Raw genomic sequence first — 12,907 nt, 5'->3', positions numbered from 1 at the left:
CCTACAATCGGCAATCTTAGCGAAGATTACGCGATAGTGCGTTGGATCTCGATGATCTCGAACACTTCGATCATATCGCCAACGCGAACGTCGTTGTAGTTCTTAACGCCGATACCACATTCCATGCCGTTACGGACTTCGTTAACGTCATCTTTGAAGCGGCGCAGGGATTCCAGCTCACCTTCGTAGATAACCACATTGTCACGCAGTACGCGGATTGGGTTGTGACGTTTGATGTTACCCTCGGTAACCATACAGCCCGCGATCGCACCGAATTTCGGTGATTTGAACACGTCACGCACTTCAGCCAGACCGATGATCTGCTGTTTCAGTTCCGGAGACAGCATACCGCTCATCGCCGCTTTCACTTCGTCGATCAGGTTATAGATGACGGAGTAGTAACGCAGATCCAGGCTTTCCGCTTCGATCACGCGACGCGCAGAGGCATCAGCACGCACGTTGAAGCCAACCAGAATCGCGTTGGACGCTGCAGCCAGGGTTGCGTCGGTTTCGGTGATACCACCTACGCCGGAACCGATGATCTTCACTTTCACTTCGTCGGTAGAGAGTTTCAGTAAAGAGTCGGAGATCGCTTCCACAGAACCCTGAACGTCAGCCTTCAGAACCACGTTCACTTCGTGAACTTCGCCTTCGGTCATGTTGGCGAACATGTTCTCGAGTTTAGATTTCTGCTGACGAGCCAGTTTAACTTCACGGAATTTGCCCTGACGGTACAGCGCAACTTCACGCGCTTTCTTCTCGTCACGAACAACGGTCACTTCATCACCGGCCGCCGGAACACCGGAGAGACCCAGGATTTCCACAGGAATGGATGGACCCGCTTCCAGCACTTCGCGACCCAGTTCGTCACGCATTGCACGAACACGGCCATATTCGAAGCCACACAGCACGATGTCGCCTTTGTTCAGGGTACCTTCACGTACCAGAACGGTCGCAACCGGGCCACGGCCTTTATCCAGGAAGGATTCGATTACCGCACCGCTCGCCATACCATTGCGAACCGCTTTCAGCTCCAGAACTTCAGCCTGCAGCAGGATAGCGTTCAGCAGGTCATCGATACCGGTACCCACTTTTGCAGAAACCGGGATGAACTGAGACTCACCGCCCCACTCTTCCGGCATAACACCGTACTGGGACAGTTCGTTTTTAACGCGATCCATGTCCGCTTCTGGCTTATCGATTTTGTTCACTGCAACAACCAGAGGCACCTGCGCCGCTTTCGCGTGCTGGATAGCTTCGATGGTCTGTGGCATGACGCCATCGTCTGCTGCGACAACCAGAACAACGATATCCGTTGCCTGAGCACCACGTGCACGCATGGAGGTAAACGCGGCGTGCCCCGGGGTATCCAGGAAGGTGATCATCCCGTTATCGGTTTCTACATGGTATGCACCGATGTGCTGGGTAATGCCGCCTGCTTCGCCGGAGGCAACCTTCGTAGAACGAATGTAGTCCAGCAGAGAGGTTTTACCGTGGTCAACGTGACCCATGATGGTCACAACCGGTGCACGCGGCTCAGCTGCTGCGCCAGTGTCACGGTCGCTCATTACCGCTTCTTCCAGCTCGTTTTCACGACGCAGGATAACTTTGTGGCCCATCTCTTCGGCAACCAGCTGTGCGGTTTCCTGGTCGATAACCTGGTTGATGGTCGCCATTGCGCCCAGCTTCATCATCGCTTTGATGACCTGAGAGCCTTTAACCGCCATCTTGTTAGCCAGATCGCCAACGGTGATGGTTTCGCCGATCACAACGTCACGGTTAACGGCCTGCGCTGGCTTCTGGAAGCCCTGCTGCAGAGCGGAACCTTTACGCTTGCCGCCTTTACCACCGCGAACGGCAGCACGTGCTTCTTCACGGTCAGCTTTTGATTCGGCGTGCTTGTTGCCTTTTTTGGCTGGACGCGCGGCTTTTGCACTACGCGTGCGGCCACGACCACCTTCAACTTCACGGTCGTTGTCATCTTCTGCCTGACGCGCGTGCTGGGAGGTAGTGACGTGATAGTCGCTGGTGTCTTCGGACGGTTCAGCGGTATTCACCCCGTTTTTCTCGTTCTCTTCTGCCATACGGCGCGCTTCTTCAGCAACGCGACGGGCTTCTTCTTCGAGCTTGCGGCGGGCTTCTTCTTCCGCTTTACGCTTCAGCTCAGCTGCTTCATTTTCACGGCGGGCTTTTTCTGCCTGGGCGGTTTTGGTCATATCGTCAGTCTGTTGATTGCTCACTTTGTCTTTTTCCGCAGCGTCGCGCTTCGCTTTTTCAGCGGCGTCACGTTTCGCTTTTTCTGCGGCCTCACGTTCAGCTTTTAATACTGCCTCACGTTTGGCGTTTTCTTCCGCCTCACGCTGGGCTTGCTCTTCCGCTTCACGCTGTGCCTGCTCTTCCGCAGCGAGGCGCTCTGCCTCTTGCGGATCACGTTTTACAAAGGTGCGCGTCTTGCGGACTTCGATTTGTACCGATTTGCTTTTTCCACCGGTACCTGGAATGTTTAACGTGCTACGCGTTTTGCGCTGCAGCGTTAACTTGTCAGGCGTTGAACCATGTTCACGGTTCAGATGCGTTAACAAGGTTTGTTTTTCTTGCGCGGTCACCGAGTCATCAGCGGACTTCGGGATCCCTGCATCAGCAAATTGCTGTACCAGGCGATCCACGGAGGTCTGAATCTCAGCAGCCAGCGTTTTTACAGTTACATCAGTCATGCTGTTCCTTCCTGCTACAGTTTATTACGCTTCATCGCCGAACCAGCAGATATTACGTGCGGCCATGATGAGTTCGCCGGCTTTCTCGTCGGTTAAACCTTCGATATCGGCCAGGTCATCAACGCCTTGCTCAGCGAGATCTTCCAGCGTACAAACACCACGGGCAGCCAGCTTGAACGCGATCGCACGATCAAGACCTTCCAGATTCAGCAGGTCATCAGCCGGCTTGTTATCACCAAGGCTTTCTTCCTGAGCCAGTGCCAGGGTGGTCAGTGCGTTTTTAGCGCGTTCACGCAGGGCTTCAACGGTGGCTTCATCCAGACCGTCAATTTCCAGCAGTTCTTTCATTGGCACATAGGCCAGTTCTTCCAGCGTAGAGAAGCCTTCTTCAACCAGAACGGTGGCGAACTCTTCGTCAATGTCCAGATGCTTAGTGAAGGTATCAATCGCTGCATGGGCTTCAGCCTGGTGCTTCGCCTGCAGGTCGTCAACGGTCATCACGTTGAGTTCCCAGCCGCTCAGCTGCGACGCCAGACGGACGTTCTGACCGTTACGGCCAATCGCCTGTGCCAGGTTACCGGCTTCAACGGCGATATCCATGGTGTGCTTATCTTCGTCGACGACGATAGAGGCAACATCCGCCGGAGCCATCGCGTTAATCACGAACTGCGCCGGGTTGTCGTCCCACAGAACGATATCAATACGCTCGCCGCCGAGTTCAGTCGAAACGGCCTGAACGCGCGCGCCACGCATACCGACGCAAGCACCGACCGGATCGATACGTTTGTCGTTGGTTTTCACCGCGATTTTCGCACGGGAACCCGGATCGCGGGCAGCTGCTTTAATCTCGATAACTTCTTCGCCGATTTCCGGCACTTCGATGCGGAACAGTTCGATCAGCATCTCAGGCTTAGAACGGGTCACGAACAGCTGAGCACCGCGGGCTTCTGGACGCACGGAATAGAGTACGCCGCGAATACGGTCGCCCGGACGGAAGTTTTCGCGTGGCAGCATATCTTCACGCAGGATAACCGCTTCCGCGTTGTTACCCAGATCCAGGGAGATGTTGTCGCGGTTAACTTTTTTCACCACGCCGGTGATGATCTCACCTTCGTGCTCGCGGAACTGGTCAACAACCATCGCACGCTCAGCTTCACGAACTTTCTGTACGATAACCTGTTTCGCGGTCTGCGTGGTGATACGGTCGAAGGTCACAGATTCGATCTGATCTTCAACGTAATCATCAATGTTCAGGCTTTCATCTTCGAAACGCGCCGCTTCGAGGGTGATTTCCTTCGTGGGTTGGGTCACTTCTTCAACGATAAGCCAACGACGGAAAGTATCGAAGTCACCGCTTTTGCGATCGATTTCAACGCGGACATCGATCTCTTGTTCATATTTTTTCTTGGTTGCCGTAGCCAGTGCACTTTCCAGCGCTTCGAAAATTTTCTCACGCGGCAGGGCTTTCTCGTTGGAAACGGCTTCAACAACAGCCAAAATTTCTTTGTTCATCGCGGGCTTTTCACCTCAATCCAGACTGTTAAAAGTGGGGAACCAGGTTCGCCTTCTGGATATTACTCAGCGCGAACACTTCATCTTTGCCTTCGACTGTAACCGTGATCATCTCACCATCAACGGCTTTAATAACGCCTTGCCATTTACGGCGGTTCTGTACGGCCATGCGCAGAACGAGAGCCACTTCTTCACCAGTAAAGCGCGTGTAGTGTTCAGCCGTGAACATTGGTCTGTCGAGACCAGGCGAGGAAACTTCCAGGTTGTAGGCAACAGTAATGGGATCTTCAACGTCAAGAACCGCACTCACCTGGTGGCTGACATCAGCACAATCATCAACATTGATGCCATCTTCACTATCAATATAGATGCGCAGCGTGGATGTACGACCCCGAACGAATTCGATGCCGACCAGTTCGTAGCCCAGTGCTTCGACCGGTGCTGTAATCATCTCTGTTAATTTTTGCTCTAATGTGGACAAGCCCACCCCCAAGACGTAAAAAAAGGGCATAAAGCCCAGTTATTCTGTAGTCAGATAACAAAAAACCCCGATAAATCGGGGCTTTAGATAACTGAACCCTATAGCCACAACTGTGGCCTGGAGCACTTTCAAAAAGAATTTTTTCAAATCCAGCTACGAAGGCGCTAAGTCTTCACAGTATATTTGAAAAAGGACTTTATAGGAAAGTGGTTGCGGGGGCCGGATTTGAACCGACGACCTTCGGGTTATGAGCCCGACGAGCTACCAGGCTGCTCCACCCCGCGCCTGAAACGTGGCAAATTCTACTCGCTGTGGGTAAAAAATGCAAATAATGCTGGGATTTGGTACCGAGGACGGGACGTAAAATCGGCATACAGTATATTGATAGCGTACCCCCGCTGTCAACCCTGTGAACAGCAGCGATTCAGGCGGGAAATTTTTACAAAAAATACATGAATCTCTTTCGGTACTTGCCAAAAGATGATTAAATGAAAACTCACTTATTCTGCATAAACATGCATTTTAGAGTGAAGCGATCACTCATCAGTCAATCAAGCAGGGTTTTATTTTATGACGACGATTCTCAAGCATCTTCCGCAAGGACAACGTATTGGCATCGCTTTTTCCGGCGGTCTGGACACCAGCGCTGCACTGCTGTGGATGCGCCAGAAGGGAGCGGTTCCGTATGCATATACTGCGAACCTGGGTCAGCCGGATGAGGACGATTACGAAGCCATCCCGCGTCGCGCCATGGAGTACGGTGCAGAGAACGCACGCCTGATTGACTGCCGTAAGCAGCTGGTTGCCGAAGGTATCGCTGCTATTCAGTGCGGCGCTTTCCACAACACTACCGGCGGGCTGACCTATTTCAACACCACGCCGCTGGGCCGTGCTGTTACCGGTACGATGCTGGTTGCTGCCATGAAAGAAGATGGCGTCAACATCTGGGGCGACGGCAGTACCTATAAAGGCAACGATATCGAGCGCTTCTATCGTTACGGCCTGCTGACTAACGCCGAGCTGCAGATCTACAAGCCGTGGCTCGATACCGATTTCATCGATGAGCTGGGCGGCCGTCATGAAATGTCTGAATTTATGATCGCCTGCGGTTTCGATTACAAAATGTCGGTCGAGAAAGCCTATTCAACCGACTCCAACATGCTGGGTGCTACCCACGAAGCAAAAGACCTGGAATACCTGAACTCCAGCGTGAAGATCGTCAACCCGATCATGGGCGTGAAGTTCTGGGACGAAAACGTCAAAATCCAGGCAGAAGAAGTGACCGTGCGTTTTGAACGCGGCCACCCGGTTGCCCTGAACGGTCAGACCTTCTCTGACGACGTGGAACTGATGCTGGAAGCTAACCGCATTGGTGGCCGTCACGGTCTGGGTATGAGCGATCAGATTGAAAACCGTATCATCGAAGCGAAGAGCCGTGGCATCTATGAAGCCCCGGGGATGGCGCTGCTGCACATCGCTTACGAGCGTCTGCTGACCGGCATTCATAACGAAGATACCATCGAGCAGTATCACTCCCACGGTCGCCAGTTAGGTAAACTGCTGTACCAGGGCCGCTGGTTCGATCCGCAGGCGCTGATGCTGCGTGATGCCCTGCAGCGTTGGGTGGCGAGCGCCATCACCGGTGAAGTGACCTTAGAACTGCGTCGCGGCAATGACTACTCGATTCTGAATACGGTCTCTGACAACCTGACCTACCAGCCAGAGCGTCTGACCATGGAAAAAGGTGATTCTGTCTTCTCGCCGGACGACCGTATTGGTCAGCTGACGATGCGTAATCTGGATATCACCGATACCCGCGCCAAGCTGTTCACCTATACCGAGAACGGTCTGCTCTCCGTCTCCACCGGTAACGGCCTGCCGCAGGTTGAGAATCTGGAAAACAGCGATAAGCAGTAATCGCGAATTAAGATGCAAAAGGCGCCTGAGGGCGCCTTTTTTATTGCCGAATTTCGTGACATGTAGGGCGGGCAAGCGCGGCGGTGCAACGCTTGCCGGGCCTACGAAAAGACAACGCACAGACGAAAAAAAAGACGTCTTTCGACGTCTTTCTTTCGGAATATTGGTACTGAGGATGGGACTCGAACCCACAAGCCCGTTAGGGCACTACCACCTCAAGGTAGCGTGTCTACCAATTCCACCACCTCAGCACAGATACTACTCTTACTGCGGGATATCGCTGGTCGGCTTAGCCGGTGCAGCTGGCTGAGTCTGCTCAGATTTCGCTGGCGCGCTCAGGTTATCCCACTCGCTTCCTTTGTTGATCTTGTTGCTATTGATATTGCCAAGCGCCAGACTGATGATGAAAAACAGCGTTGCCAGAATCGCCGTTGCGCGGGTCATGAAGTTACCAGAACCACTTGAACCGAACAGCGTACCAGAAGCGCCTGCTCCAAAAGAGGCCCCCATATCAGCGCCTTTACCTTGCTGCAGCATGATCAGCGCTACCAGAGCGATGGCTACAATAAGGAAAACAACCAAAAGAGCTTCGTACATAATCAACCTGTTCCTTGCGGATTTGCCGCATACCAATGCTTCAACCAATAAGCAGGAATTTTGCTTTCCCACTGAAGCGGGTGTGAATACTAACCAAAGCGAATGACCTTCGCAAGGGCAATTTCAGCTCATTGTATCAAGTGCGGAAAAAAACAGCAAAACCGCCACAGCTGTACAAAACAAAGGCGGCATAAGCCGCCTTTTTAAACACTTACCAGAGGTTATGCAGCTTTTACCGCATCAGCGATGCGATGGGCAAACTCGGTGACCTGTGCTTCGTCTTCCCCTTCCACCATCACACGGATCAGCGGTTCGGTACCCGACTTACGCAGCAGAACGCGGCCACGGGAGCCCAGCGCCGCTTCCACTTCAGCCATCACCGCTTTCACGTTCTCGTTTTCCAGTGGATCGCCCTTACCTGCCGTAAAGCGAACATTGACCAGGATCTGCGGGAACATTTTCATCCCACTGCACAAATCGTGCAGGGACATATGGTTACGCACCATCGCTGCCACAACCTGCAGGCTCGCCACGATCCCGTCACCGGTAGTGGTTTTATCGAGCAGGATCACGTGACCGGAGTTCTCCGCACCGATGCGCCAGCCTTTCTCCTGCAGTTTTTCCAGTACGTAACGGTCGCCAACCTTCGCGCGCGCAAACGGGATACCCAACTGCTTGAGCGCCAGCTCCAGGCCCATGTTGCTCATCAGCGTTCCAACGGCGCCACCGCGCAGCTGTCCCTGACGCAGCCCTTCGCGGGCGATGATATAGAGGATCTGGTCGCCATCGACTTTATTGCCTTCATGGTCAACCATGATGACGCGGTCACCATCGCCATCGTAAGCAATCCCGAGATCGGCCTTCTCCGCCAGTACGTGCGCCTGCAGAGCGCGAACATCCGTTGCACCTACCTCGGCATTGATATTCAGACCGTTTGGCTCGCAACCGATGGCAACAACCTGCGCGCCCAGTTCGCGGAATACGTTAGGGGCGATGTGGTAGGTTGCACCGTTAGCGCAGTCCACCACGATTTTCAGATGACCCAGGCTGAGTTCGTTCGGGAAGGTGCCTTTGCAAAATTCAATGTAGCGACCCGCAGCATCGACGATACGGCTGGCTTTACCCAGCTCAGCGGAGTCAACGCAGGTCAGCTCTTTTTCCATTTCCGCTTCAATCGCTTCTTCAACGTCATCCGGCAGTTTGGTGCCGTCAATGGAGAAGAATTTGATGCCGTTATCGTAGAACGGGTTATGCGAGGCAGAGATCACGATGCCCGCTTCGGCACGGAACGCGCGGGTCAGATAGGCCACTGCGGGGGTCGGCATAGGGCCCGTGAAAGAGGCGGAGAGCCCAGCGGCAGACAGACCCGCTTCCAGTGCGGATTCGAGCATGTAACCGGAAATACGCGTATCTTTACCGATAATGATTTTGCGCGACCCGTGGCTTGCCAGCACCTTGCCAGCCGCCCAGCCTAACTTCAGTACAAACTCAGGAGTGATTGGCGCATCGCCCACGCGTCCACGAATGCCGTCGGTACCAAAAAATTTACGATTACTCATAGCGGGAGTTTTCCTTAGCTGCCAGTGTGGCTTCCACCACTCGCATGGCTTCTGCTGTTTCTTTTACGTCATGGACGCGAATTATATGTGCTCCCTGCATCGCTGCAATCACCGCACAGGCCAGGCTGCCACTTAGACGTTCTGATGGCCCAACGTTAAGCAGTTGGCCTATCATGGATTTTCTCGACATTCCGACCAGCAGCGGCAGGCCAAAATGGTGAAACTCCGATAAGCGCGCAAGAAGTTCGTAGTTGTGAGAGAGATTTTTACCGAAACCGAAGCCCGGGTCGAGCAGCAATTTCGCTTTTGCGATACCGGCACGTTCACAGCGCGCAATATGCTCTTCAAAGTAGCGGTTCACGTCCGCAAACACGTCGCTGTATTTCGGCGCATCCTGCATGGTTTTCGGCTGGCCCTGCATATGCATCAGGCATACCGGTAAACCGGTCTCAGCAGCCGCCTCAAGCGCACCGGGCTCGGTGAGGGAGCGAACGTCATTGATAATGTGAGCGCCCACTCTTGCCGATTCGCGAATCACCTCAGGTTTGGAGGTATCGACAGAGATCCAGACTTCGAAACGCTGGGCTATCGCCTCAACGACCGGGATAACGCGCGATAACTCTTCATCAACACTGACATCCGCAGCCCCAGGTCGCGTTGACTCTCCACCTACGTCGATGATCGTCGCGCCAGCGTTGATCATCAGATTCGCATGCCTGACCGCATCAATAAGCGAGTTATGCGTGCCGCCATCGGAAAAAGAGTCTGGCGTGACGTTCAGGATCCCCATCACATGGGGATGAGAAAGATCGAGATAAGAATCCTGGGCGAAGAGTTTCATAGCAAATCCCTGATTTTTGGTTAAGCAGACAAGAAAAACCCCGGGGCAAGCCCCAGGGTTTCAGGTTAAGAGAAGATCATTGACAGCGGTGGCTTATTTATCGCCCAACTGTTCTGACATGGTGTTACCCGGGTTTGGCGTACGCGGTTCATCGACCGGACGCGGCGCACGTGGCGTACCGTTGTTGTCAGAGTTGTTAGAGGCACCTGGATCTTCCCAGCCCGCAGGCGGACGAACATCACGGCGAGCCATCAGGTCATCAATCTGCGGCGCATCGATGGTCTCATATTTCATGAGCGCATCTTTCATGGCGTGCAGGATATCCATATTGTCATTCAGGATCTGACGGGCGCGACCGTAGTTACGTTCAATCAGCGCTTTCACTTCCTGGTCGATGATACGAGCTGTCTCATCGGACATATGTTTCGCTTTCGCCACGCTGCGGCCAAGGAACACTTCGCCTTCTTCTTCCGCATAGAGCAGCGGACCAAGTTTGTCGGAGAAGCCCCACTGGGTCACCATGTTACGCGCCAGGTTGGTCGCGACTTTAATGTCGTTAGACGCACCGGTCGAAACATGTTCCACACCGTAGATAATCTCTTCTGCCAGACGACCACCATAGAGGGTTGAAATCTGGCTTTCCAGTTTCTGGCGGCTGGCACTGATAGCATCGCCTTCCGGCAGGAAGAACGTTACGCCAAGCGCACGGCCACGTGGAATAATCGTCACTTTATGCACCGGATCGTGTTCCGGCACCAGGCGACCGATAATCGCGTGACCCGCTTCGTGGTAAGCCGTGGACTCTTTCTGCGCTTCCGTCATCACCATGGAGCGACGTTCCGCACCCATCATGATTTTGTCTTTCGCTTTCTCGAACTCCACCATGGAGACCACACGCTTGTTGCCACGGGCAGCAAACAGTGCAGCTTCGTTCACCAGGTTAGCCAGATCGGCACCGGAGAAGCCCGGCGTACCACGTGCAATAATTGCCGCATCGATGTCCGGAGAGAGCGGTACGCGACGCATATGCACTTTCAGGATCTGCTCACGGCCACGAACGTCTGGCAGACCAACCACAACCTGACGGTCAAAACGACCTGGACGCAGCAGCGCAGGGTCAAGAACGTCCGGACGGTTAGTTGCGGCGATAACGATAATGCCTTCGTTACCTTCAAAGCCATCCATCTCAACCAGCATCTGGTTCAGCGTCTGCTCACGTTCATCGTGACCACCGCCCAGGCCCGCGCCACGCTGGCGGCCTACGGCGTCGATTTCATCGATGAAGATGATGCACGGTGCGGCTTTCTTGGCCTGTTCGAACATGTCACGCACACGAGATGCACCCACACCCACGAACATTTCAACGAAGTCAGAACCGGAAATGGTAAAGAACGGCACCTTCGCTTCACCTGCGATGGCTTTCGCCAGCAGGGTTTTACCGGTACCAGGAGGACCTACCATCAGAACGCCTTTCGGGATCTTACCGCCCAGTTTCTGGAAACGGCTCGGCTCACGCAGGTATTCAACCAGTTCACCCACCTCTTCTTTCGCTTCGTCGCAACCTGCAACGTCAGCAAAAGTGGTTTTGATCTGGTCTTCCGTCAGCATACGCGCCTTGCTCTTGCCGAACGACATGGCGCCTTTGCCACCGCCGCCCTGCATCTGACGCATAAAGAAGATCCAGACGCCGATAAGCAGCAGCATCGGGAACCAGGAAATGAAGATAGAAGCCAGCAGGCTTGGCTCTTCCGGCGGCTCGCCGACAACCTTAACGTTTTTAGTCAGCAGGTTATCAAGCAGCTTAGGATCGTTCACCGGAATGTAAGTCGTGTAACGGTTACTATCTTTCTTGGTAACGTTGATCTCACGTCCGTTGATACGCGCTTCGCGAACCTGATCCTGGTTGACCTCTTGCAGGAAGGTAGAGTAGTCCACCTTACGGCCATTAGACTCGCTGGGCCCAAAGCTCTGGAATACTGACATCAGCACAACGGCAATGACCAGCCAGAGTATTAGGTTTTTCGCCATGTCACTCAAGGGATTAACCTCTTATTACAACTGTGTTAAAAACAGCGTCAGGATACTCTGTATCCGATTTATTTCAAACTTTCGCCTGAAATTCACCGGTTATCATTTTCGCCCGGTCGCTACAATATACACTTCACGTGAACGCGCACGCGAAGAGTCCGGTTTACGAACTTTGACCTTCGTAAACAGGGAGCGAATTTCCTTCAGATACTCCTCGAAACCTTCGCCCTGGAACACCTTTACTAAAAAACTACCACCCGGCGCTAATACATCACGACACATTTCTAACGCCAGTTCTACCAGATACATGGAGCGGGGGATATCCACCGCCGGTGTTCCGCACATATTTGGCGCCATATCGGACATGACAACCTGAACTTTACTGTCACCTACCCGTTCAAGTAACGCTTTCAGTACTAATTCATCACGAAAATCGCCCTGAAGGAAGTCCACACCAACGATAGGATCCATAGGTAAAAGATCGCAGGCGATAATTCGGCCCGTTCCGCCGATTTGCGTTACCGCATATTGCGACCATCCACCGGGCGCTGCACCGAGGTCAACAACTGTCATCCCCGGTTTAAAGAGTTTGTCACTTTGCTGTATTTCATCAAGTTTAAACCAGGCACGGGAACGTAACCCCTTTTTCTGTGCCTGTTGAACATATTTATCGCTAAAGTGTTCCTGGAGCCAGCGGCTCGAGCTAGCAGAACGCTTTTTACCTGTCATTTAACTTTCCGTCCTGGTTCATCGTAGCCTGTGGTGTAAATTTCCACTCAGCAATTTGGCGATATTAGGGAGATGGCGGTAGAATGAACCGTTTTCAATCCCAACGTAAGCAAAAATATACGATGAATCTGAGTACTAAACAAAAACAGCACCTTAAAGGTCTGGCACATCCGCTCAAGCCTGTAGTTATGCTTGGCAACAATGGTTTGACCGAAGGGGTACTGGCCGAGATTGAACAAGCGCTGGAGCACCACGAATTAATCAAGGTGAAAATCGCCTCTGAAGACAGAGACACCAAGACCTTGATCGTGGAAGCAATCGTGCGCGAGACCGGCGCCTGTAATGTACAGGTCATCGGTAAAACGCTGGTGCTCTACCGCCCATCTAAAGAGCGTAAAATCTCGCTGCCACGCTAAGATTATCCTGAATTGAACACATTTACTGTGTAAAACGAGGGGTTTTTCTTTAGCAGGTGAGCAAAATGCCATGCTCCTTGAGTTGATAAAAGGCCGCTATGCGGCCTTTTTCC

The 12,907-nt window shown here is 53.2% G+C and carries 10 protein-coding genes and 2 tRNA genes; 2 read left to right on the top strand and 10 right to left on the bottom strand.

Translation table 11 applies throughout. The features are described from left to right. Positions 1 to 26 precede the first annotated feature (26 nt). The 4 genes from infB to ACOKCT_RS12240 all read right to left on the bottom strand — a co-directional run bounded on the left by infB (position 27) and on the right by ACOKCT_RS12240 (position 4,991). Positions 27 to 2,714, bottom strand: coding sequence for a translation initiation factor IF-2 (infB, locus tag ACOKCT_RS12255; RefSeq protein ID WP_103177166.1), 2,688 nt, complete (start codon positions 2,712 to 2,714; stop codon positions 27 to 29). A 24-nt stretch (positions 2,715 to 2,738) separates the two neighbouring features. Next, positions 2,739 to 4,226: a transcription termination factor NusA gene (gene nusA, locus ACOKCT_RS12250; RefSeq protein WP_103177167.1), complete on the bottom strand. Its 1,488-nt coding sequence runs from the start codon at positions 4,224 to 4,226 to the stop codon at positions 2,739 to 2,741. A gap of 28 nt (positions 4,227 to 4,254) precedes the next feature. Then, positions 4,255 to 4,707: a ribosome maturation factor RimP gene (gene rimP / locus ACOKCT_RS12245; RefSeq protein ID WP_139156304.1), complete on the bottom strand. Its 453-nt coding sequence runs from the start codon at positions 4,705 to 4,707 to the stop codon at positions 4,255 to 4,257. A gap of 207 nt (positions 4,708 to 4,914) precedes the next feature. Beyond that, positions 4,915 to 4,991, bottom strand: a tRNA-Met gene (locus tag ACOKCT_RS12240). A gap of 286 nt (positions 4,992 to 5,277) precedes the next feature. On the opposite strand from ACOKCT_RS12240, the gene argG reads away from it, so the two are divergent. Next, positions 5,278 to 6,624, top strand: a complete 1,347-nt coding sequence (gene argG, locus ACOKCT_RS12235; RefSeq protein WP_114316586.1) for an argininosuccinate synthase — start codon at positions 5,278 to 5,280, stop codon at positions 6,622 to 6,624. A gap of 164 nt (positions 6,625 to 6,788) precedes the next feature. On the opposite strand, the gene ACOKCT_RS12230 is transcribed toward argG, so the two are convergent. The 6 genes from ACOKCT_RS12230 to rlmE form a co-directional block, all read right to left on the bottom strand. Further along, positions 6,789 to 6,875, bottom strand: a tRNA-Leu gene (locus ACOKCT_RS12230). 13 nt (positions 6,876 to 6,888) lie between these two features. Next, complete coding sequence (secG, locus tag ACOKCT_RS12225; protein WP_039031650.1) at positions 6,889 to 7,221, bottom strand: preprotein translocase subunit SecG; 333 nt, start codon at positions 7,219 to 7,221, stop codon at positions 6,889 to 6,891. A 221-nt stretch (positions 7,222 to 7,442) separates the two neighbouring features. Beyond that, positions 7,443 to 8,780, bottom strand: a complete 1,338-nt coding sequence (gene glmM, locus ACOKCT_RS12220; protein ID WP_420193525.1) for a phosphoglucosamine mutase — start codon at positions 8,778 to 8,780, stop codon at positions 7,443 to 7,445. Beyond that, positions 8,773 to 9,621, bottom strand: coding sequence for a dihydropteroate synthase (folP, locus tag ACOKCT_RS12215; protein ID WP_103177172.1), 849 nt, complete (start codon positions 9,619 to 9,621; stop codon positions 8,773 to 8,775). Before folP ends, glmM begins: the two co-directional genes overlap by 8 nt. Positions 9,622 to 9,714: 93 nt before the next feature. Then, positions 9,715 to 11,649, bottom strand: coding sequence for an ATP-dependent zinc metalloprotease FtsH (gene ftsH / locus ACOKCT_RS12210; protein WP_039031647.1), 1,935 nt, complete (start codon positions 11,647 to 11,649; stop codon positions 9,715 to 9,717). 102 nt (positions 11,650 to 11,751) lie between these two features. Further along, positions 11,752 to 12,378, bottom strand: a complete 627-nt coding sequence (gene rlmE / locus ACOKCT_RS12205; protein WP_103177173.1) for a 23S rRNA (uridine(2552)-2'-O)-methyltransferase RlmE — start codon at positions 12,376 to 12,378, stop codon at positions 11,752 to 11,754. 122 nt (positions 12,379 to 12,500) lie between these two features. Between rlmE and yhbY the strand changes: the two genes are divergently transcribed. Next, on the top strand, positions 12,501 to 12,794 hold the full coding sequence (gene yhbY / locus ACOKCT_RS12200) for a ribosome assembly RNA-binding protein YhbY (RefSeq protein WP_032614629.1): 294 nt from the start codon (positions 12,501 to 12,503) through the stop codon (positions 12,792 to 12,794). Positions 12,795 to 12,907: the final 113 nt, after the last annotated feature.

This window comes from Leclercia sp. M-A074-M (assembly GCF_965195605.1).
Classification (GTDB): Bacteria; Pseudomonadota; Gammaproteobacteria; order Enterobacterales; family Enterobacteriaceae; genus Enterobacter.
This window is presented reverse-complemented; position numbering and strand designations above follow the sequence as displayed.

Coding starts and splice junctions, on each gene's coding strand:
- nusA (WP_103177167.1), bottom strand. CDS start 4,226: ATGAACAAAGAAATTTTGGCTGTTGTTGAAGCCGTTTCCAACGAGAAA.
- folP (WP_103177172.1), bottom strand. CDS start 9,621: ATGAAACTCTTCGCCCAGGATTCTTATCTCGATCTTTCTCATCCCCAT.
- ftsH (WP_039031647.1), bottom strand. CDS start 11,649: ATGGCGAAAAACCTAATACTCTGGCTGGTCATTGCCGTTGTGCTGATG.
- yhbY (WP_032614629.1), top strand. CDS start 12,501: ATGAATCTGAGTACTAAACAAAAACAGCACCTTAAAGGTCTGGCACAT.
- infB (WP_103177166.1), bottom strand. CDS start 2,714: ATGACTGATGTAACTGTAAAAACGCTGGCTGCTGAGATTCAGACCTCC.
- argG (WP_114316586.1), top strand. CDS start 5,278: ATGACGACGATTCTCAAGCATCTTCCGCAAGGACAACGTATTGGCATC.
- rlmE (WP_103177173.1), bottom strand. CDS start 12,378: ATGACAGGTAAAAAGCGTTCTGCTAGCTCGAGCCGCTGGCTCCAGGAA.
- secG (WP_039031650.1), bottom strand. CDS start 7,221: ATGTACGAAGCTCTTTTGGTTGTTTTCCTTATTGTAGCCATCGCTCTG.
- glmM (WP_420193525.1), bottom strand. CDS start 8,780: ATGAGTAATCGTAAATTTTTTGGTACCGACGGCATTCGTGGACGCGTG.